The 19,346-nt window shown below is 63.8% G+C and carries 20 protein-coding genes; 13 read left to right on the top strand and 7 right to left on the bottom strand.

What is annotated here, in order from left to right; translation table 11 throughout:
* Window positions 1–7 precede the first annotated feature (7 nt).
* Genes JWQ90_RS11785 through JWQ90_RS11765 form a run of 5 tightly spaced genes read right to left on the bottom strand, consistent with a single transcriptional unit; the run spans window position 8 to window position 2,671 of the window.
* Complete coding sequence (locus JWQ90_RS11785; protein WP_299693906.1) at window positions 8–427, bottom strand: thioesterase family protein; 420 nt, start codon at window positions 425–427, stop codon at window positions 8–10.
* Window positions 427–1,179: a glycosyltransferase family 2 protein gene (locus JWQ90_RS11780; RefSeq protein WP_299693903.1), complete on the bottom strand. Its 753-nt coding sequence runs from the start codon at window positions 1,177–1,179 to the stop codon at window positions 427–429. Before JWQ90_RS11780 ends, JWQ90_RS11785 begins: the two co-directional genes overlap by 1 nt.
* Window positions 1,179–1,571 carry a hypothetical protein gene (locus tag JWQ90_RS11775; protein WP_299693901.1) on the bottom strand — a complete coding sequence of 131 codons (393 nt, stop codon included), beginning with the start codon at window positions 1,569–1,571 and terminating at the stop codon, window positions 1,179–1,181. Before JWQ90_RS11775 ends, JWQ90_RS11780 begins: the two co-directional genes overlap by 1 nt.
* Window positions 1,572–1,602: 31 nt before the next feature.
* Entirely contained in the window at window positions 1,603–1,851 is a 249-nt protein-coding gene (locus tag JWQ90_RS11770) for an acyl carrier protein (protein ID WP_299693898.1), read from the bottom strand.
* Window positions 1,852–1,882: 31 nt separating this feature from the next.
* Window positions 1,883–2,671, bottom strand: coding sequence for a lysophospholipid acyltransferase family protein (locus JWQ90_RS11765; RefSeq protein WP_299693895.1), 789 nt, complete (start codon window positions 2,669–2,671; stop codon window positions 1,883–1,885).
* 223 nt (window positions 2,672–2,894) lie between these two features.
* On the opposite strand from JWQ90_RS11765, the gene JWQ90_RS11760 reads away from it, so the two are divergent.
* The 9 genes from JWQ90_RS11760 (at window position 2,895) to JWQ90_RS11720 (ending at window position 9,600) form a co-directional block, all read left to right on the top strand.
* Window positions 2,895–3,173, top strand: coding sequence for a phosphopantetheine-binding protein (locus JWQ90_RS11760; protein WP_299693892.1), 279 nt, complete (start codon window positions 2,895–2,897; stop codon window positions 3,171–3,173).
* 37 nt (window positions 3,174–3,210) lie between these two features.
* Window positions 3,211–3,807: a hypothetical protein gene (locus JWQ90_RS11755; RefSeq protein WP_299693889.1), complete on the top strand. Its 597-nt coding sequence runs from the start codon at window positions 3,211–3,213 to the stop codon at window positions 3,805–3,807.
* Between the two features lie 4 nt (window positions 3,808–3,811).
* Window positions 3,812–5,131: an AMP-binding protein gene (locus tag JWQ90_RS11750; RefSeq protein WP_299693886.1), complete on the top strand. Its 1,320-nt coding sequence runs from the start codon at window positions 3,812–3,814 to the stop codon at window positions 5,129–5,131.
* The gene (locus JWQ90_RS11745; protein WP_299693883.1) at window positions 5,121–5,420 is read left to right on the top strand and encodes a hypothetical protein; all 300 of its coding nucleotides are present in this window, start codon (window positions 5,121–5,123) and stop codon (window positions 5,418–5,420) included. The genes JWQ90_RS11750 and JWQ90_RS11745 overlap by 11 nt, the downstream gene beginning before the upstream one ends.
* A complete protein-coding gene (locus JWQ90_RS11740; RefSeq protein WP_299693880.1) occupies window positions 5,417–6,337 on the top strand; it encodes a hypothetical protein in 921 nt (306 codons plus the stop codon). The genes JWQ90_RS11745 and JWQ90_RS11740 overlap by 4 nt, the downstream gene beginning before the upstream one ends.
* Window positions 6,334–7,518: a beta-ketoacyl-[acyl-carrier-protein] synthase family protein gene (locus tag JWQ90_RS11735; protein WP_366919499.1), complete on the top strand. Its 1,185-nt coding sequence runs from the start codon at window positions 6,334–6,336 to the stop codon at window positions 7,516–7,518. Before JWQ90_RS11740 ends, JWQ90_RS11735 begins: the two co-directional genes overlap by 4 nt.
* Window positions 7,515–8,315, top strand: coding sequence for a beta-ketoacyl synthase chain length factor (locus JWQ90_RS11730; RefSeq protein WP_299693876.1), 801 nt, complete (start codon window positions 7,515–7,517; stop codon window positions 8,313–8,315). Before JWQ90_RS11735 ends, JWQ90_RS11730 begins: the two co-directional genes overlap by 4 nt.
* Window positions 8,312–8,728: a hypothetical protein gene (locus JWQ90_RS11725; RefSeq protein ID WP_299693873.1), complete on the top strand. Its 417-nt coding sequence runs from the start codon at window positions 8,312–8,314 to the stop codon at window positions 8,726–8,728. The genes JWQ90_RS11730 and JWQ90_RS11725 overlap by 4 nt, the downstream gene beginning before the upstream one ends.
* A 149-nt stretch (window positions 8,729–8,877) precedes the next feature.
* Window positions 8,878–9,600, top strand: coding sequence for a class I SAM-dependent methyltransferase (locus JWQ90_RS11720; RefSeq protein ID WP_299693870.1), 723 nt, complete (start codon window positions 8,878–8,880; stop codon window positions 9,598–9,600).
* Window positions 9,601–10,096: 496 nt separating this feature from the next.
* On the opposite strand, the gene JWQ90_RS11715 is transcribed toward JWQ90_RS11720, so the two are convergent.
* Together JWQ90_RS11715 and JWQ90_RS11710 are read right to left on the bottom strand one after the other, a co-directional pair.
* Window positions 10,097–14,353 (bottom strand): RHS repeat-associated core domain-containing protein, encoded by a 4,257-nt coding sequence (locus JWQ90_RS11715; protein ID WP_299693867.1) that lies wholly within the window; start codon window positions 14,351–14,353, stop codon window positions 10,097–10,099.
* A gap of 174 nt (window positions 14,354–14,527) precedes the next feature.
* On the bottom strand, window positions 14,528–15,256 hold the full coding sequence (locus JWQ90_RS11710; RefSeq protein WP_299693864.1) for a DUF2470 domain-containing protein: 729 nt from the start codon (window positions 15,254–15,256) through the stop codon (window positions 14,528–14,530).
* A gap of 196 nt (window positions 15,257–15,452) precedes the next feature.
* Between JWQ90_RS11710 and fliE the strand changes: the two genes are divergently transcribed.
* The 4 genes from fliE (at window position 15,453) to JWQ90_RS11690 (ending at window position 19,235) form a co-directional block, all read left to right on the top strand.
* Window positions 15,453–15,800 (top strand): flagellar hook-basal body complex protein FliE, encoded by a 348-nt coding sequence (gene fliE, locus JWQ90_RS29185; protein WP_366919503.1) that lies wholly within the window; start codon window positions 15,453–15,455, stop codon window positions 15,798–15,800.
* A 73-nt stretch (window positions 15,801–15,873) separates the two neighbouring features.
* On the top strand, window positions 15,874–17,592 hold the full coding sequence (gene fliF / locus JWQ90_RS11700; protein WP_299693858.1) for a flagellar basal-body MS-ring/collar protein FliF: 1,719 nt from the start codon (window positions 15,874–15,876) through the stop codon (window positions 17,590–17,592).
* Entirely contained in the window at window positions 17,585–18,601 is a 1,017-nt protein-coding gene (gene fliG / locus JWQ90_RS11695; RefSeq protein ID WP_299693855.1) for a flagellar motor switch protein FliG, read from the top strand. The genes fliF and fliG overlap by 8 nt, the downstream gene beginning before the upstream one ends.
* Window positions 18,602–18,605: 4 nt before the next feature.
* Window positions 18,606–19,235, top strand: coding sequence for a FliH/SctL family protein (locus JWQ90_RS11690; protein WP_299693852.1), 630 nt, complete (start codon window positions 18,606–18,608; stop codon window positions 19,233–19,235).
* The last annotated feature ends 111 nt before the right edge of the window (window positions 19,236–19,346 follow it).

Genomic DNA, 19,346 nt, shown 5'->3' with positions numbered 1-19,346 from the left:
TTACGATTCATTTTGCGATGCCGAGCCGTTCCAGCAGGACGCGCGGCGATGCCAGCTGCATTTCCATGTTCTTCAGATCGACCGCGACCTGCACGGTGTCGCCCTTGGTCATGCGCTCGCCGGTGTTGGCATCGCGGATCAGATATCCGATGCGCAACCGGTGTTCCCATTCCTTCAGCGTTGCGCGAACCGCGATCTGCTGACCGAACGTGGCAGGCCGCACATAGCGCAGATGCATGTCGATCACCGGCCAGGTGTAGCCGGATTCGATCATCGCCATATACGAATACCCGAAGCTTTCCAGCAGCTCGCAACGCGCCACTTCGAAGTACTTGGCGTAATGGCCGTGCCATACCATGCCCGCCGAATCGACGTCGTGAAACGGCACCTTGATCTGGATTTCGACGCTTCGTTCTGCCGCTTCCATCAGCTGGCTCCGAGCCGTTTCAGCAGCAGGCCGGGCAGGCGCGGCAGCATGCCGAAGAACAGCCGTGTATGCATCCACGATATGCGCAGGTTGTCGCGCAGCAGGTCGAAGTGCGAGACGCCGTCGAGCGGGTAGCTCACACGCGTCGGCATTTGTACAACCCTGGCGCCGCGCCAATACAGCCGCACCATGATCGCGGTGTCGAAATCCATGCGCCGGCCGACGCCGCCCGCGTCCCACACCGCCAGCGTAGCCGCGAGCGGGTACACGCGAAAACCGCACATCGAATCGCGGATCGAAAAAGACAGCGTGTGGATCCATACCCAGAAATGGGTGAGGTAGCGGCCGTACAGACGCGAGCGCGGCACCGACTCGTCGTAGATCGGCACACCGGTGACCAGCGCCGCCGGCTGGTCGCGCGCGAGTTGCAGCAGGTGAGGGATGTCGTCGATATCGTGCTGGCCGTCGGCGTCGACCTGCACCGCGTGGGTGTAGCCGGCCGCGATCGCCGCGGCGGCGCCCGCCATCACCGCGACGCCCTTGCCCTGGTTCGGCGACAGATGCAGCAGCTGCAGCCAGCCCGATTCCGCAGCGGCGATGTCGTACAGCACGGTTTGCGCCTCGGCGCTGCTGCCGTCGTCGACCAGCCAGCACGGCAAGCCGCAGCCGCGCAGCCGGTCGACGGTGCGGCCGATGGCGAGTTGGTGATCGTAGAACGGCACCACGATGCAGGGTTTGAACGACTCAGGCACTACGCTGCCCGATCGGCGACGCGCAGCTTGCCGGACGAGTACGTATCACCAGATGCGTGGTAGCGGAAGCGCAGTTCGCCGAGCGCGTCGTTCCACTCCAGTTCCAGATTCAGCCGCTGACCGGGCTGGATTACTTTCTGGAACTTGACGCCGACCAGATCGCGGAACCTCGCGCCGACCTGCAGATGACGCTGCGCCAGCTCGACCACCCAGTGCAGCTGGATCAGGCCGGGCAGCACCGCATGCTCGGGGAAGTGCCCCTCGAAGGGGCCGTCTGCCCGATCCCGATCCGGGCTCAGCTGCAACTCGAGTTCGACGCGCGAATCCAGGCTTGAATCCAGGCGCGAATCCAGACGATTTGCGCGCAGCACCGGTGGCGATTGGAGGCTCATTCGGCTGCGGCGCTCGCTCGGCGTGAGCCGACTACTTGGCCAGGATCGCTTCGATCGCGTTGACCACGTCGCCGACCGTGCGCACGCTCTTGAATTCCTCCGGCTGGATCTTTTTGCCGGTGTATTCCTTCAGCGCTAGCACCAGATCGATCGCATCGATGCTGTCGATGTCCAGATCGGCGTACAGATGGGCCTCGGGCGTGATTTTCGCCGGGTCGGTCTCGAACAGCTCGACCAGCTTGGCCTTGAGGTGCTCGAAGATTTCTGCTCGACTACGCATGTGCGCGAGGTGTTCTGCCCTAAAACCCGGATTATACGGGTGCTGGCGCTGGGAGGTCGCCGGACAATCGGTCCAGGAAGTGTCGGGTCAGGCGCCGCGCCGCCAGGCCCTGCGCGCCGCCGAAGGCCGCGATCTCGGACGGCGCGATGATTTCGCCGACCTCGATCTGCCAATGTCCGGGCTGCGGCGGCACCCAATGCCAGTGGTGGTGCTTGCCCAGCATCGGCGGCGCGACCTCGATCCGGACCGGCCGCACTTCGCAGCCGGCGGCCAGCGCGATCTGCGCGGCACCGCGCTTGAAATGCATCGGAGCGCCCGGAACCGTGCGCGTACCCTCGGGGAACACGATCAGCGAGCGCCCGGCGCGCAACGCGGCTGCGCATTCCTCGACCAGATTTTCGGGGTCCCGATTCGGGATATAGCCAGCCCAGGTCACCGGCCAGCGCAGGAATGGGTTGCGCCACAGCGCCTGCTTGACGATGCAATCCACTTGCGGCATCAGCGCGATCAGCATCACCACGTCGATCAGGCTCGGATGATTGGCGATTACCAGCTGCCCCGGTCTGCGCAGTTTTTCTGCGCCGTGCACGGCGCAGGTGATGACGCCCAGCGTCTTCATCAGCCACACGAACAGGCTCATCACCTGGCGCATCGCGCGCTGGATGCGGCGGCGCCGCAGATCGCGATCAGGCGAGATCAGGCGGATCGCGGGGAATACGGTAATACTGATGACGATCGCGCCGACGCCGAAGCAGGCGAAGCTGAAGGCGGTGCCGAAAAGGCGCCAGGCAAGATCGATGCGACGGCGAAGCAGGTTCATGGGCCGCTATTGAGGCTTGATTGAGGCTCGACTGAGGCTGGGTCGACGCTGTCAGATAAAACCAGTTTGCATGCGCGCACGGCCTGCCTACAAGTGGCGCAGACGGCATGCGATGATGATCGCGCAGCGGCCGAGCAAACCGCCGGGGAAAGCCCTCAGGGCGATCCCGGATTAGTACTCAAACAATCAGCTCAAACAATCAGGCAGTGATATGGCGTCGGGTGTGGTGATCGAAAAAACGGCAGTGGAACTCGAGTTGGCGGCCCTGCTGGTCCAGGCTCTGAACCTTGAAGACAGGGACGCGGCGGCGATCGATCCGGTCGCTCCACTGTTCGGCCACGATCAGTCCGGACTCGGTCTGGATTCGATCGACGCGCTGGAGATTGCGTTGGCAATCCAGCAAAAATACGGCGTCGAGCTGCGCTCCGACGACGCCGACACCAAGACGATCTTCAGCTCGCTACGCGAACTCTGTGCGCACGTGCAATCGCGCCGCCGCTGAATCCGCGCAGCGACGCAAGCCGGCCGGCTCCCCGCTCGTGCAAATCGTACTCGGCATCTGCTATCTGATCGTCGTGCACCTGGCCGTGCTGCGCCAGCAGCCGGCGCTCGAATGTCTGGCACTGGTGCTGCTGGCCGCGATTCCGCTGTACGCCTCGCTGCGTGCCGCTCGCGTCAATGCCTGGCTGCTGCTGGTCGCGGCGAGCGCCGCGTTCTATGGGCTGAGCTTGCTCGGCGGCGCGATCTACGCGCTGTTCGTACCGCCGATCGCGCTGCCGGGCATGCTGTTGCTGGTATTTGCCGGATCGCTGCGCCGCGGCCGGATGCCGCTCGTGACCCGCATCGCGCAAGCCTCTTCGGGACCGCTCGATGAAGCGCGTCTCGACTACACACGTCACGTGACCTGGCTTTGGGTGTTCGTGCTCGCGCTGCAGGTCGCCGCGGCGTTCGTACTCGCGCTGACCGGCCCGCTGTGGCTGTGGTCGCTTGTTACCAACTTCATCAACTATCTGCTGACAGGCCTGCTGTTCGTCGGAGAATACGGGTACCGGCGCATTCGCTTTCGCGGCCAGCCGCATCAGAGCTTCGTCGATCATTTGCTGACGCTGATTCGCACCCGCTATCACGCGGCCTGAGACGATGCTGACGATCATCGACGCCAGCCGGATGGACGACGTGCTCGCCTGGCGCGGCTCGGTGCCGGTCAGCGCCGCGCAGTTTCTCGGCGAAGCTGCGGCACTGGCGGCCAGCCTGCCGGATGCGGCGGCCGCACTGAATCTCTGCGAGGACCGTTATCTATTCATGCTCGCCTTCGTCGCGATTGCCTTGCGTGGACAGATCAACTTGCTCCCGCCGAGCGCGGCTCCGGAAATGATCGGGCGGATAGCTGCTGCGCATCCCGGCTGCTATCTGGTCGGCGATCGCACGCACGCCGAGGCACCGTGTCCAGTGCTCGTGTTGCCGGAGTCGACCAAGGCCTTTCCTGCGCGCGAATCTCCGCGGATCGCGGCGGGCGCGACCGTCGCCATCGCCTATACCTCGGGCAGCACCGGCGCGCCGCAAGCACACGCCAAGACCTGGGGCACGCTGGTCGCGACCGCGCGGCTCGCCGCGGCGCGCTTGTTCGATTCCGCAGTGGGCATCAACGTCGTCGGCACCGTGCCGTCCCAGCATATGTACGGGCTCGAGTTGACGATGAGCCTCGCACTGGCCGCCGGTTGCCGCAGTTCCTCGGCGCGCCCGTTCTTTGCGCAGGACATCGCCGACGCGCTTGCGGCGGTGCCGGAGCCGCGCCTGCTGGTGACCACGCCCCTGCATCTGCGCGCCTGCGTCGCGGCCTCGGTGAAATTTCCGAGAGTGGCGGCGATCGTGTCCGCGACCGCGCCGCTGAGCGCGCAGCGCGCGGCCGAGGCCGAAGCGCGATTCGACGCGCCGGTATACGAAATCTACGGCTGCACCGAAGCGGGTAGCCTGGCGACACGGCGTAGCGTCCTCGGCGACATCTGGCAGCTGCATGAAGGCACACGGCTGCGTGCCGACGCCGACGGATCCGTGATCCACGCCGCGCATCTGCCGGAGCCGCTGCCGCTGCAGGACCGCGTTGAGGCGATCGATGAGCAGCGCTTCCGGCTGCTCGGCCGTGGCGACGATCTGGTCAAGGTCGGCGGCAAGCGCGCCTCGCTGTCCGAGCTGACCGCGCGACTGCTCGCCGTGCCGGGCGTCGAGGACGCCATAGTGTTTCTGCCGCCGGTCGACGGCGATGCCGAGCAACGGCCCGCAGCGCTGGTGGTCGCGCCTCGGCTGAGTCGCGCGGCTATCCTGGCGCGTCTCGCGCAGAGCCTCGATCCGGTGCTGCTGCCTCGGCCGCTAATCCGGCTCGAACGTCTGCCGCGCAACGAACTCGGCAAGCTGTCGCGCGCAACGTTGCTCGCGGCGCTGGGGTCGCACATTGAGCGCTGAATTACGCATCCGCGCGCTGGTTCCGGCCGAGCATCCGAGCCTGATCGGACATTTCCCGGGCCGGCCGATCGTCCCTGGCGTGGTGATGCTCGAGTGCGTCGCCGCCGCGGTCTGCGCGACCTCCGGTGCCGCGCGCATCAGCGGAGTGCCGACGGTAAAATTTCTACAGGTTCTGCTGCCGGCGCAGGCTTTCGAGATCGTGCTGGAGCAAGTGAGCGCAACGCTGTGGAAATTCCGCTGCGAATCTCGCGGGGGCGTGCTGGCGCAAGGCAGCATCAGCCTCGCATGAGCCGGCAGCAGCAGATTCGCGGCGGCGACCCGCAATGGAAAGCGCAGCGCGAACGCAGCACGCCGCTGATGCTGGCCTTGCTGATCGCTCTGGCGCGGCGGTTCGGCCGCGCGCCGGTGCGCCTGTTGCTGTATCCCATCGTCGGCTATTTTCTGCTGACTGGCGGATCGCTGCGTCGCGCTTCGATCGGCTATCTGCGACGTGTGTTCGGCCACGAGCCGAACTGGCGCGATCAGGCGCGGCATTTCTTCAGCTTCGCCTCCTGCGCCCTGGATCGGGTGTTCCTGCTCAGCGGCGGCCGCGACCAGCTGGCAGTGGAGGAGCATCGCCACGGCCCGATTTTGGAGATCGCGCGCGAGGGTGGCTGCATTCTTCTGGTGTCGCATATCGGCAGCTTCGAGGCCCTGCGCATCAATGGCACGCAGGACCATCGTCTGTCGGTGCGCGTACTGATGGATCGCGCGCACAACCCGATGGTCACGCAGATGCTCGAGGCGCTGAATCCGGACCTCGCCGCCAACGTGATCGATGCGTCCGCGCGCGGCCCGGAGCTGGTGCTGGCATTGAAGCAGGCGCTGGCTGCCGGCCATGTGATCGGCATCATGGGCGACCGTCTGCGCGAGGACGAACCTGCAACCGAAGTCGATTTTCTCGGCGGCCGCGTGCGCCTGCCGGCCAGTCCCTGGATTCTCGCGGGCGTGCTCGGTGTGCCGGTGCTGCTCGGCTTCGGGCTGTATCGCGGTGGCCGCCGCTACGATTGCCACTACGAAGTCTTCGACCGGCATATCCGGCTGCCGCGCAGCGATCGCGCCGGAGCAGTGCAGGCTTGCGCGCAGCGTTATGCCGACCGGCTTGCGCATTACGCGAAGTCGGCGCCGTACAACTGGTTCAACTTCTATGATTTCTGGTTGCCATGACGCCGCTGCGAATTAGCCGATACACGGTGACCTCGGCACTCGGCCGCGGCGTCGATGCGCATTGGCAGGCCTTGCGCGAGGAACGCAGCGGTCTATCGTCGCGGCTATTCGAAGACAGCGCGCTGTCGTGCTGGATCGGCGAGGTCGGCGGACTCGATCAAGCGCTGGAAGGCGCGCTTTCCGGCTGGGATTGCCGCAACAACCGGCTCGCTCGCATCGGCCTGAATCAGGACGGCTTCCGCGAGGCGGCCAGTGCAGCGCGCGCACGTTATGGCGCCGACCGCGTCGGCGTATTCATCGGTACCAGCACCGCCGGCATCCGTCAGACCGAGCGCGCGTACGCATCGCGCGACGGCGCGTCGTCGCCGCTATCCCCGGACTTCGACTATCGCCGTACGCACAATACTTACTCAATCGCCGATTTCATGCGTCTGGAGCTGGGCTTGTCGGGACCGGCGATCGCGATCTCCACGGCCTGTTCGTCGAGCGCCAAAGTTTTTGCGTCCGCTTCGCGCGCGATTCATGGCGGCATCTGCGATGCCGCTATCGTCGGCGGCGTCGACAGCCTGTGTCTGACGACACTGTATGGCTTCAATGCGCTGCAGTTGATTTCGGTAGACCTGTGCCGCCCGGCCGATGCGGCCCGCGTCGGCATCTCGATCGGCGAGGCGGCGGGTTTCGCCTTGCTCGAAGTTCGGACCGACTGCGCTACCGATCCCGTCCTGCTCGGCTATGGCGAGAGCAGTGACGCTTATCACATGTCGACGCCGCATCCGGACGGCCTCGGCGCTGCCGCCGCAATGCAGGCCGCGCTGGATCGTGCGGGCCTTGCCGCGGACGCCGTCGACTACGTCAACCTGCATGGCACCGGCACGCCGGTCAACGATCTGTCCGAGGATCGCGGCGTCCATGCGGTCTTCGGTGCCGATACCCGCTGCAGTTCCACCAAGGGCTGGACCGGGCATACGCTGGGCGCGGCCGGCATCGTCGAAGCGGCGATTTCGCTGATCTGCCTGCAGCAGGGTTTCGTGCCGCGCAGCCTGAACACGCGCGAGCTCGATCCGCAGCTGCGATGCGCGATCCAGATGCGCTCCAGCCATCGTCCGCTGCACCGCGTGCTGAGCAATTCCTTCGGCTTTGGTGGCAGCAACTGCAGCCTGTTGTTCGGAGCCGCCACATGAGCGCTCCCGGAACCGCGATCTACGTGCAGGCGATCGGCCTCGCGGCCCCGGGCCTGCCGAACTGGGCCGAAGCGCGAGCGCTGCTGCGCGGCGAGCGCGCCTATGTCGCCGGAGAATTACCTCCGTATCAGCCGCAGTTGTTGCCGGCCAACGAGCGCCGCCGTGCCGGCGGCGCGGTGCGCCTCGCGTTCCGCGCTGCCGAAGACGCGATGCAGAACGGCGTTTTCGCGCCGAAGGATCTGGCGACAGTGTTCGCCTCGTCCGACGCCGATACGCCGGTGATTCACCGCATCTGTTCGGCACTGGCCGAGCCCGCGCGCATGGTCTCGCCTACCGACTTCCACAACTCGGTGCACAACGCCGCCGCCGGTTACTGGAGCATCGCCACTGCCTGCGCCAAGCCATCGACCAGCCTGTCGGCCTGGGACTGGAGTTTCGCGGCCGGCTTGCTTGAGGCCTTCACTTGGGCCGCCGACGGAGCCGAGGTGCTGCTGGTGGCCTACGACATTGCGCTGCCCGCACCGTTGTTGGAGCGCCGACCGATTGCCGGGCCGTTCGCGACCGCACTGGTGCTGAGCGCGCGTGCGACGCCCGGCTGCATTGCACGCATCGCGATGTCGATCGGCGACGGAAGCGCCGATACCATCGCGGAGGCCGGACTGGAGGCGCTGCGCGTCGGCAATCCGGCGGCTCGCGCCCTGCCGCTGTTGCAGGCGCTGGCGCGTGGCATTGCCGGCGAAGTCCTGCTGCCGACGGTCGGCGATCGCGTGCTCCGCGTCAGGCTAGCCACGCCGTGATCGACCGCGAAACCATACTCGGACTGATTCCGCACGCGGGTCGCATGTGCCTGCTGGACCGCGTCGTCGGATGGGATGCCGATCGCGTGCTGTGCAGCAGCGACTCGCATCGCGCGGACGATCATCCGCTGCGCGCGGACGGCCAGTTGTCGGCTATCCACCTGATCGAATACGCGGCGCAGGCGGCGGCCGTGCATGGTGGCCTGCTGGTGCGAGCGCCCAGCCCCGGTGTACTTGCCTCGGTGCGCGACCTGCAGCTGCAGGTCGGCCGCATCGACGACATCGACGCCCCACTCGAAATCACCGCGCACCGGCGCATCGCCAGTGCCGCTGGCTCGATCTACGACTTCGAAGTCAGCGCCGCCGGCCGCCAGCTTGCTAGTGGTCGCCTCAGCGTGATGCCCGCTGCGTAGGTTGGGGTGAGCTTGCGAACCCCAACATTGGCGCGGGACGACTGTTGGGGTTCGCAAGCTCACCCCAACCTACGTTCGCCCCGTCGTCCACACGCCGCCAACCAGCGCGTAGACTTTCCCCCATCGGTATTTTCTCTTCCGGACTTCGCATGGACGTAAACACTCTCAACGCCGGCCCGGTGTCCGCACTGCATGTGCCCGAATCGCGTTTCGGTGTCTGGTTCCTGAGCACCGACGTCTGGTCCACGCACGTACTGCGGCGTGCGATCGCCGATCTGCTGCCGCTGATTCCACAGTGCCGGGTGTCCTATGAGGTCGTCGCCGACATCGGCTGCGGCTGGGGGCGTTCGTTCGCGCTGCTGAAGGAGAACTTCGCGCCGCAACGCATGATCGGCATCGATCTGGACCCGGAGATGCTGGCCAAGTCGGCCGAGACCGTGCAGCAGCAGGGTCTGAACGTCGAACTGCATCAGGGCAGCTGCTCGCAACTGCCGCTGGCCGACGCTTCGGTCGACCTGCTGCTGTGCCATCAGACCTTCCACCACCTGGTCGAACAGGACGCCGCGCTGCGCGAATTCATCCGCGTATTGAAGCCGGGCGGGGTGCTGCTGTTCGCCGAATCGACGCGCAAATACATCCACTCCTGGATCATCCGCCTGCTGTTCCGCCACCCGATGGACGTGCAGCGCACCGCCGACGAATACCTGGCAATGCTACGCGCCGCCGGCTTCACGATCGACCCGAAGTCAGTTTCCTATCCCTACCTATGGTGGAGTCGCAGCGACCTCGGCGTAATGGAGCGCTGGTTCGGCCTGCGCCCCCGCGCGACGCGCGAGGAGACGTTGATTAATCTGGCTGCGGTGAAGCTCTAACTAGGAAGCGTCGCACAACCCTATAGTTTGCCGTGTTGAGGTCTTGCCTCATTATTTCCTGTCCAGACTCGTGACAAAAATAGAGCGGCTGAAATGTAATTCCCCGAAAGGGCTCCAACTCCGATACTACATAAATACAATCCGGAGCTTCCGTTCAATCCGGAAAAGCGATGACGAAGAAAGATCAAGACCCCGACACCGACAAGAGAAAACCCTGCGATGTGCAGTAGTTGCAAAGGGTCGATTGGCCACAGTGGATTAACACACCAATCCGGATATCTCCACCTTATCTTCAGAAAACGCGCCCCGACGGCAGACATCGCGGAAAAAAATACGACTGCCAGTAGGGAAAAGGTAGCCAAGAAAACCATCGTGCCTACGGCAGAGCCGTCAAGGTTCTTCTCCGTGGCAGGGAGTCCGCCAGAGAAGGAAAACCAGAATGAGGCCGCTAGTACAAACAGAATCCGAAGGCTCAGCCAAGGTTTTTTCATCATGCTTATTCGCCCAGTGGCAGGTAAAAGTCGATGCCTCCATTCGCCGAGATTCCTCCCTGTAGGCTGGCATTGGGGGAGAAGGTCGGGTCGGTTGGTCCATGGAAAGGAGTAATCATATTGCTAAGGTTCTGCAGCGTTTCCGGTAAATCTCTGCCTTGAATCGGATTGATGTCGATGCCAAGGGCATAGCTGTCCCCTATTTTCGCTGGCCCATATGCGGCCGTAGCTTGGCAGAAGAGACTGGCCCTCAGATTGGATCGTGGTCTCGCGCCATCTGGATCGAACTTGTATCCGGCCGCGAATCCGCCTGCAAGTCTCACATCGATCGCGGTAAGGCTATTCAAGTTCAGGCTCGGGATGGAGCCCAAGCCGTAGATTGTTACTTGCCCACCATAGGGGCCGAAGACGAGGGTTCCTGTAAGTGAATACAGACCGAGCGAATCGGTGAGCGAAACCGGATTCCCCCCGACATAGCTGTAAGTATTCAGCCCTCCCGCCAGTCCAATCGGATCGGATTGCAGATACCGTCCCAACGCTGGATCGTAATCCCGCTGATAGTTATAGAACAGCCCTGACTCTGCATCGAAGTATTGGCCGGGATAGCGCAGGTTGTAGACGAAGCTGACCGACACGCCGGAAGGGCTTTCATCAGGGAGATTGTCACCGAACGGTGTCGGATCCCAGGCCCAGAGGGCATTCTGGTTCTGGTCGTCTATCTGTCTTGGCATGTTGCGGTAGTCGGCATGGATGTAGTGCACGGCGCCACGGGCGAGCAGCGCGACGGGCATGTCACCGAGATAGACGGTTTCCTGGATTGGTGCCGCGTTTGCATCGTATTCGCCGAGCAGGTGTCCCGCTTCGTCATAGACGAATAGCGTGGAGATACCGTCGACTGCCTTGCGCGCTCGCTGACCCAGGCCGTCGTTGAGATACTGGGCGGAATGTGTGGCCGATTGATAGCCCGAGAGCCGGCGGGCGGTGTCGTAGCTCAGGGTGGCCGTGCCGGTGCTGGTCCGGCTTCCGTTGTCGTCGTGGCCGTAGTCGGTGACTTGGTCCTTGCCCAGCCCACGCTTGCTTTGCGTGATGCGATTGCTGCTGGGATCGATGATGTAAGTCGTCCGCGTCAGCCCGGCGACCTGCTGCTCGCGGTTGCCATTGGCGTCGTACTGGTAGCGGAAGGAGTTGCCAAGGCCACCGCTGTAACTGGTCAAGCGGCCCATCCGGTCATAGCCGTAGCGGCGGGTGCCGCTCATCACGCTCCGGTTTCCCGGCCTCCACACCGTGATGCGCGAAGCGTTGTCGTATTCGATCTTGGCGCTGACCGGGTCCGAGACGATGCGGCCGTCAAGATCGTAGCTACGGCCGACGGCTTCGCCGTTGGCCAGGGTCCAACTGCTGGGCCCGGAGAAAGGCTGATAGGTGATGGATGAAACCAGCGCATTATCGTTGAGCGTCAGGGCTATGATCTGGCCGTTGCTCCAGGAATAACCCACTCGTTTGCCGGAGGGCAGGGTCATGCTGCTGATCTGCCCGCTGACAGCGTCGTACTGATAACTGGTGGACAAGCTCTTGCCGTTGATGCTGAGGCTCTTGCCGACGACATGGCCGTTGGCGTCGTAGCTCCAGTGTGTAGAGCCGGAAGGATCGGTCATGGTGGTCAGGCGTCCGATACCGTTGGCTCCTTCGTCGTACTGGAAGTTGATGACCGAGCCATCGGCGTGAGTGATTTTTCGGAGCCGATTGATCGCGTCATACTCGTACGAAGTAAGTTGTTGCTTGGCATCGATCTGCTGGATGAGATTGCCTGCCTGGTCAAGCTGCGGGTGCTGAATGATGCCGGCATCCGGGCTTTCAATCATTCCGATATTGTCCAGAGCGTCGATGGTGTATGCGGTCGTCAAACCACGCGGATCCGTGATGGCGGTAATCTGGTCGAGTACGTTGAGCACGTAGTGGATGTCGTTCTGGTCCGCGTCGGTGCTCTGGTAGCGCCGGTTGAGGGCGTCGTAGGCGTGAGCAGTCTGATGATTCAGCGGGTCGATGATCGTGCTCAGATTCCCGTTGGCGTCATATGCATACTTCACGGTTTCGGCGGTCTTTGCGCCAACATCCTTCGATAAGCGGTCGAGCGCGTCATATATCCGCTTGTGGGTCTGAACCAGCGTATTTTCGGGGTCGAATGTGTCTGTCTGCGTTACGTTGCCCATCGCATCCAAGGTGTAATGAATGCGATCACCCAGTTGGTCGTAGATATCGGTCAGACGCTGGGCATCGTCATAGTGGTAGCTCAGACTCATCCCTGCCGGAAAACTCACCTGCTTGATCTGGCCGGTCGGCCAGTAGTCGAAGCTGGTGATCTCTGACGCGATCTGTACAGTCTTGAGCCAGCCGCGCGGGAAATAGCTGATCTTGGTGGCCGTACCGTTGGGATCGGTGATCTGGGTGGGGCGCCCGTTGGCGTCATAGCTGTTCAAGGTGGTTATGTGGTTCAGAGCGTTCTTGATCTGGTATAGCTGCCCCGAAGTGGCGTTGCCTGGAACGATCGGGTAGTAGCTGACGGTCGTGATGTCGGCAACGTCGCTCCGCGGGCCATCGATGGTCTGCGGTTGTCCGTAGCTGGTGTAGTTGGAGTAGGACCAGGTGCGCGCAAGGCCTGTTAAAGGGTCCTTGGTGGTGCGAGTTAGCAGGTTTCCCGTTCCGTCGTAAGTGAACGTCGTCGAACGTTCCGGCAGGCCTGATGCAGTTTCACCCGCGTATTCGTCGATCTGCTTCGGAAGGTCATAGTTGCTTAGCCAGATGGTGGCAACGGTGCGCGCTTGTAGAGTGCCGGAGGCTTCGGTCCGGAGCGTCTGCAAACCCCTGATGCCGTCATAGCTGAAGTTCGTGAGGTTGCCGTTATAGTCGGCCCTGCTCGACGGATAGCCAGCGTCATCGAATGCCCAGCTTCGGGCATCTGTCCCCCGGCCGCTACTCTTGGGCTGTGCCTGTGCAGTCTGCTTGACGACGCCCAGCACACTTTGGAATCCCGAGGTTCGTATGGTGGAATGCGGATCGGTGACGGTGCTGCTCGCTGCGAGGCTGTCATACGCGATCGTGTATTTGGCGACACCGCCCGCATGCTCGCTGGAGACGGCTCGTCCGAAGCTGTCGTATTGGTAGGTGGCGAAACGCGCGCCGCTTTCATCGGCAATACCGGTCAAGGCATTCGGCAGGTTGGCGCCGGCGGTATAAGCAGCCTCGTTGTAGAAATAGGTGCGCTCGAGGCCGTCCGGATAGATCACCGAAGTCAGGTTTTTGCAGGCGCTGCAGTTGCTGCTGGATCCATCGTACTGATACTGGTAGCTGCCGTTTCCGGGTACAGCAATCTGCACTACGCGGCTGGATGTATCGTATTTGAGCTTGACACTGCGTCCGGCAGTATCGCTCACCGTGATCAGCAAGCCGGGCACGGGTGCGATGTTCGCAGGCGTAGTTGCCGATGAATAGGCAAACGTCAAAAGCCAGCCATCGCGATACCGTATCGATGTCAGCAGTCCGGTTGCGTTATAGGTTTCGACCGAATCGTCGCTGGCAACGGTGTATCGCCAGCCCGTCAAAATGCCGGATGAGTTATTCACTTGAGTCAGCCGATCGGCAACGTCGTCCGGAGAAGTCCATTGCCCGCCGCTCAGCTTGAAAGCATAGGCCTTGCCATCGGGGCGAGAGACCAGCATGCGGCTATCGGTCAGACGTTGGGCCTTCTGTGAAAAGCTGCTCGACCAGTTTTGCCCGAATACACCTCTTTGAAGTACGCCATTGTCGCCGTTGTAAGTGCGCGTAAATGTCCACGGATGAACACCAGCCACGGAAAAATCGCGCTCTATCTGATATTTGTTGCCAGTGCCCGGATTGATCGGGTTACTAACGCCTGGCCCTCCATTTTCGCAGTTGTCGCCTGCATTTTTATCGATGGAAGAGCCGCAGTATCGCTCGATGATGCTCGTTCCGGCGGTGCAGTAATAGCTGGATAGATCGATGCTGGCCAAACTGGCTGTCAGCTTGCAATCGAGACCTTCGCCGGGAATTGCACCGGTGTCCCGATAGAGAGCGAAACAGATGTCGTCGCCCTGCTCGGCGAGAATGGCTGGCGTATAGAGGCTTAAGCCGGCTGCCGAAATGATGACTAGCGCTTGCAGGAAGAATCTTACAAGGCGATTCACGCTGCTCTTAAGTTCACGCAGAAGTACCGAATATTTCACAGCCGACGACATCCCTTTCATGACTCTCTCCCTGACTGCCCCTGGCTCGTCTGCGGATCGGCAGACGAGGTTTGTCCCTGGGCTTACAGTACAACGGAGCTTGAAAGGGGTGATGTGAACGAGTTCACCAACTCACCAGAAGTAAAGCGACAAAACAAGAGCGAGTCCCCACCTTCGGGGGCTGCTGCTGGTTAGCTACACCAAGCCACCAACTCGCGCGCGCTGCACCAGCGCGACCATCGCCTTGCGCACCTCGACCGGCGTCTGCGCCGGCGCGTCGAATGCGATACGCGCCAGACGGTGGCCGAGCATCAGGTCGAAGCCTTCGCTGTCGATTGCCGACATCCGCGGTGGCTCCTTGCCGATTTCGATTCCGAATAGTTTGCAGTAGGCGAGCATTGCGTCGGCATGATCGCGGTTCATGTGGTCGATCATGCCGGCTTCGTCTGTTTCGCTGAACGGATTGCTCAGGCTCAGCGCTTCGGTCTCGATCCAGTGGATGCTGCCGAAGCCGCCGATGTAGCGGCCGCGCAGCGGCTCGATCCGGTAGAACGAGAAGTCGTGTGCGCGGTGGTAGCCGGCGGCGTGGGGGAAGCGGCGGTAGTAGCGGGCCGCGGCGTCCTCGCTCTCGGCCTCGGGCACGGCGTTCGCAATGCCGACGATGGTCAGCCGCGCTTCGGCCTGGCTGTCGTCGCCGCCTTCGGTCAGGGTCAGTGACACGCGCTGGTCGGCCTTGATGTTGCGCGTGTGTTCGGCGATCGTGCTGATCAGGATCAGCGGGCGGTTGTCGCGGTCCGCTGCGAACGTGACCACAGAGCCGAACGGATAACCAGTCATGGTCTGTGACATCGTCGACAGGATGCCCTGATGGCGGCGTGCCAGAAGTCCGCGGGCCTGCTGGGCGGTGGTGTCGGAGTTGGCCATGGCGCTGCCGTTGCGGGTGGATGCCGAGAATAGCGCGGCCCGCGGCACCGGTGACGGGGTTCCGTCACCGGTGCCGCGCAGAACCGGTTCGGCCCGCGACGGAAACACGGCGGCTGTCGGCGCCGGGCTCTGCCGCGGGCACGGGCACAGCGCTTGCCTTAAGGGCTCGTCCACATCGTATCCGGGCCTCACGCAGATGAGCAGCATCGACGTCAACAGCGTGCTTTCGCAGATCCGCTCGCTCAGCCAGCAGGCGGGTCTGCGGCCGGCCGGCATCCCGCCGCTGGCGACCGACCTTGCGGCTACCCAGGCGACGCCGTCGCAGGGCTTCGGCGCGATGGTCAGGCAGGGCATCGACGGCGTCGCCGATAGCCAGAACGCGGCCGGCAAGCTGCAGCAGGCCTTCGAACTCGGCGACCTGAACACCGACCTGGCGACGGTGATGGTCGCATCGGCTAAGGCGCAGGTCTCGTTCCGCGCGATGGTCGAGGTGCGCAACCGCGTCGTCAGCGCCTACCAGGACGTCATGAACATGCCGCTGTAGCGGCCTGCCCACGACTGCCGAACACGAACACATCCGATCAATCGAATGAACGCACACAAGCGAGCACGCAAGCATGGCTGAGCTAACCGGGTCCGGAGCGATGGCGAGCTTGCGGCAGATGCAGGGGCTCAAGGACATTCCGCTGCTGCGCCAGCTGGCGCTGTTCGGCGGCGTCGCGATCGCGGTCGCGCTCGGCCTGACGATGTTCAACTGGTCGCAGAAGCCCGAGTACGTGGCGCTCTACGCCGGCCTGTCGGACAAGGATTCCTCGGAGCTCGCCGACGCGCTGCGCGCGGCCAACATCGAATACCGGCTCGATCCCGGCTCCGGCAACGTCACGGTGCCGCCCGATCAGGTGCACGCGGCGCGGCTGCGCGCGGCATCCCAGGGGCTGCCGAAAGGCGGCGCCCAGGGTTTCGAGATGATCCAGGGCGAGCAGGGCTTCGGTGTGTCGCAGTTCATCGAGAACGCGCGCTATCAGCTGGCTCTGGAAACCGAGCTGGCACGTACCGTTTCCAGCCTGCAGCCGGTCAGCAGCGCGCGAGTGCATCTGGCGGTGCCCAAGCCCAGCGCCTTCACTGGCGGCAATCGCGGCGCGGCCTCGGCCTCGGTGGTCATCGAGCTCAAGGCCGGGCGCACGCTGGAAGCCAACCAGGTCGAATCGATCCAGCACATCGTCGCGTCCAGCGTGCCGAACATGGCGCCGACCGCGGTCACCGTGATCGACCAGTTCGGCCGCCTGCTCGGCAGCGACAAGCGCAACGACGAATTCGCCGAAAGCACCGAGCAATACCAGTTCACGCGCCGTGCCGAGGCCGACTACGTGCGCCGCATCGAGTCGCTGCTCGCGCCGATGGTCGGCGCCAACCGGCTCAGTGCCCAGGTTGCCGCGGATTTCGATTTCTCGGTCACCGAAGAAGCCCGCGAAACCTACAACCCGCAGAACTCGGTGGTGCGCAGCGAGCAGACCAACGAGAGCCAGCGCCGCGACGGCAGCAGCAGCGAGGCCGCCGGCATTCCGGGCTCGACCAGCAACCAGCCACCGGCTGCCGTGTCGCAGACGCCGCCGGCCGATCCGAAAACCGTCGCGGCTGCCGCGACCACGGCGACGACCGCGACCGCGACACCGCCGCCGAGCCAGAGCACGCGCTCTGAGACGCGCAACTACGAACTCGACCGCACGCTCAGCCATACCCGGCAGTCGCAGGGCCGGCTCAAGCGTCTGTCGATCGCGGTGCTGGTGGACAACCTCACGCGCATCGGCACCGACGGCAAGCCGGCGAGCATCGCGCTGACCGCGGAAGAGCTTGCCAAGGTCGAGGCGCTCGCGAAGCAGGCGGTGGGCTTCGATTCCGCACGCGGCGATACCGTCACCGTGCAGAACGCGCCCTTCGTTGCCGAGGCGATCGAGCCGCAGCCGGAGCTGCCGATCTGGCAGCGCGGCGACGTGCGCGACTATGCGCGCCAGGGCGCCGGCGCAATCGCGGTACTGGCGCTGATCCTGTTTGTGGTCCGTCCGCTGTTGCGTACTCTGATCAGCGGCCGTCCGAGCGAGGATCAGCCACGCGGAACTTCTGCTGAATACCAAGGCCAGGCGGCCCTCAGCGGTGAGCATCTCGCCGCCGATCAGCTGTCGATATCGAGCCAGAACGATGCCTTGCAGGCGCAGCAACACGCTGCGCTGCCGCCGTCGGCTTACGAGTCGCACATCACATCGGCGCGCGCCGCCGTCACTCAGGACCCGAAGCGTGTCGCACAAGTCATGAAAACCTGGTTGAACGAAGATGGTTGAAGCCAAAGTGGAAGGCGGCAAGGTACCCGGCCCGGAACGGGCTGCGATCCTGCTGATGTCGCTCGGTGAGAACGAAGCCTCGCAGGTGCTCAAGCACATGGGTGCCAAGGACGTGCAGCGCATCGGCCAGGCGATGGCCTCGCTGTCGAACGTGTCGCGCGACCGCGCCGAGACCGTGGTCACGCGCTTCGTCACCGAACTCGAAACCCAAACCTCGATCGGTGTCGGCGCCGACGACTATGTGCGTCGCGTGCTGGTCGGTGCGCTGGGTGAAGACAAGGCCAGCAGTCTGATCGACCGCATTCTGCTTGGCCGCAATAGCAAGGGCCTCGAGGCGCTGAAGTGGATGGAGACACGCGCGGTTGCCGATATGGTGCGCAGCGAGCATCCGCAGATCGTCGCGATCGTGCTGGCCTATCTGGATTCCGACCAGGCCGCCGAAGTGCTGAGCCTGCTGCCCGAGCGCATGAAGAGCGACGTGCTGATGCGTATCGCGCGCCTCGACGGCATCCAGCCGGCCGCGTTGCGCGAGCTCGATGAAATCATGGAGAAGCAGTTCTCCGGCGGCACCAACCTGAAATCCTCCAGCGTCGGCGGCGTCAAGGTCGCGGCCAATATCCTCAATCTGATGGACTCGAGCATGGAGTCCTTGATCATCGACAAGATCAACGAGATGGATTCGGATCTGTCGCAGCGCATCCAGGATCTGATGTTCGTATTCGACGATCTGGGCGAAGTTGAAGACCGCGGCATCCAGGCGCTGCTGCGCGAGGTCAACGGCGATCTGCTGACCGTCGCATTGAAAGGCGCCGACAGCCGCGTCAAGGACAAGGTGCTGAAGAATATGTCCAAGCGTGCCGCCGACATGCTGGTCGAGGACATGGCCGCGAAAGGCCCGGTGCGCCTCGCCGACGTCGAGGCCGCGCAGAAGGAAATCCTGTTAGTGGCGCGTCGTCTGTCCGAGGCCGGCGAGCTGCAGCTGGGCGGCAAGGGCGACGACTTTGTCTGAGGCGATGAACGCTCCGGATGCGATCCTGATGGGCGACAGCGCCGCATCGGCGCGGCGCTGGGAAATGCCGGTGCTGAACTTCGTCAACCATAATGAGCCGCCGACACCGCCTCTGACCGCCGAGGCGCTGGAAGAAATCGAAGCGGCCGCGCACGCCGAAGGCTATCAGCGCGGGCTTGTCGAAGGTCTCGCCGAAGGGCGCCGCCTCGGTGGGCAGGCAGTGCGCGAAGAGGCGCAGCGCCTGGCCGAGCTGGTCAAGCATCTGTCGCAGCCGCTGGCCGAACTCGACAGTGAAGTCGAGCGCACGCTGATCGCGCTGACGATCGAAGTCGCGCGTCGCCTGGTCGACGAGCAGCTGCAGCTCGACCCCGGCATTACCGCGGCGGCGGTTCGCGACGCGGTGGCGTCGCTGTCGCCGCCGCCGCGCGATGTGCGCGTGCACCTGCACCCCGATGACGCGAGCCTGTTGAAGGATCTGCCGACGCCGCCCGACGTCGTCAGCTGGCGTGTGGTGCCCGACAAGTCGCTGCGCCGTGGCGACGTGCGACTGGTGACCGAGAACGCGATGGTCGATGCGCTGCTGGATACGAGGCAGGCGGGTGTCGCGCGGGCGCTGCTCGGAGACCAGGAGTGATCAGTAAGTGTTGGTCTCCCTCCCCCGCGAGCGGGGGAGGGTTGGGGTGGGGGCGAGACGTCGCGGAGCAGTTCTCGCCGCTTCGCCCCCATCCCGGCCTTCCCCCGCTTG

Origin of the sequence: Hydrocarboniphaga sp., assembly GCF_028291725.1 — a bacterium.
In the GTDB taxonomy this organism is placed as follows: Bacteria; Pseudomonadota; Gammaproteobacteria; order Nevskiales; family Nevskiaceae; genus Hydrocarboniphaga.
The sequence above is the reverse complement of the archived record's forward strand: the minus strand, read 5'-3'. Positions and strand labels throughout refer to the sequence as shown.

Bases quoted from the DNA above. Each gene is read 5' to 3' on its own strand.
- JWQ90_RS11785 (WP_299693906.1), bottom strand. From the start codon at position 427: ATGGAAGCGGCAGAACGAAGCGTCGAAATCCAGATCAAGGTGCCGTTT.
- JWQ90_RS11775 (WP_299693901.1), bottom strand. From the start codon at position 1,571: ATGAGCCTCCAATCGCCACCGGTGCTGCGCGCAAATCGTCTGGATTCG.
- JWQ90_RS11770 (WP_299693898.1), bottom strand. From the start codon at position 1,851: ATGCGTAGTCGAGCAGAAATCTTCGAGCACCTCAAGGCCAAGCTGGTC.
- JWQ90_RS11765 (WP_299693895.1), bottom strand. From the start codon at position 2,671: ATGAACCTGCTTCGCCGTCGCATCGATCTTGCCTGGCGCCTTTTCGGC.
- JWQ90_RS11750 (WP_299693886.1), top strand. From the start codon at position 3,812: ATGCTGACGATCATCGACGCCAGCCGGATGGACGACGTGCTCGCCTGG.
- JWQ90_RS11740 (WP_299693880.1), top strand. From the start codon at position 5,417: ATGAGCCGGCAGCAGCAGATTCGCGGCGGCGACCCGCAATGGAAAGCG.
- JWQ90_RS11735 (WP_366919499.1), top strand. From the start codon at position 6,334: ATGACGCCGCTGCGAATTAGCCGATACACGGTGACCTCGGCACTCGGC.
- JWQ90_RS11730 (WP_299693876.1), top strand. From the start codon at position 7,515: ATGAGCGCTCCCGGAACCGCGATCTACGTGCAGGCGATCGGCCTCGCG.
- JWQ90_RS11720 (WP_299693870.1), top strand. From the start codon at position 8,878: ATGGACGTAAACACTCTCAACGCCGGCCCGGTGTCCGCACTGCATGTG.
- JWQ90_RS11715 (WP_299693867.1), bottom strand. From the start codon at position 14,353: ATGAAAGGGATGTCGTCGGCTGTGAAATATTCGGTACTTCTGCGTGAA.
- JWQ90_RS11710 (WP_299693864.1), bottom strand. From the start codon at position 15,256: ATGGCCAACTCCGACACCACCGCCCAGCAGGCCCGCGGACTTCTGGCA.
- fliE (WP_366919503.1), top strand. From the start codon at position 15,453: ATGAGCAGCATCGACGTCAACAGCGTGCTTTCGCAGATCCGCTCGCTC.
- fliF (WP_299693858.1), top strand. From the start codon at position 15,874: ATGGCTGAGCTAACCGGGTCCGGAGCGATGGCGAGCTTGCGGCAGATG.
- fliG (WP_299693855.1), top strand. From the start codon at position 17,585: ATGGTTGAAGCCAAAGTGGAAGGCGGCAAGGTACCCGGCCCGGAACGG.
- JWQ90_RS11690 (WP_299693852.1), top strand. From the start codon at position 18,606: ATGAACGCTCCGGATGCGATCCTGATGGGCGACAGCGCCGCATCGGCG.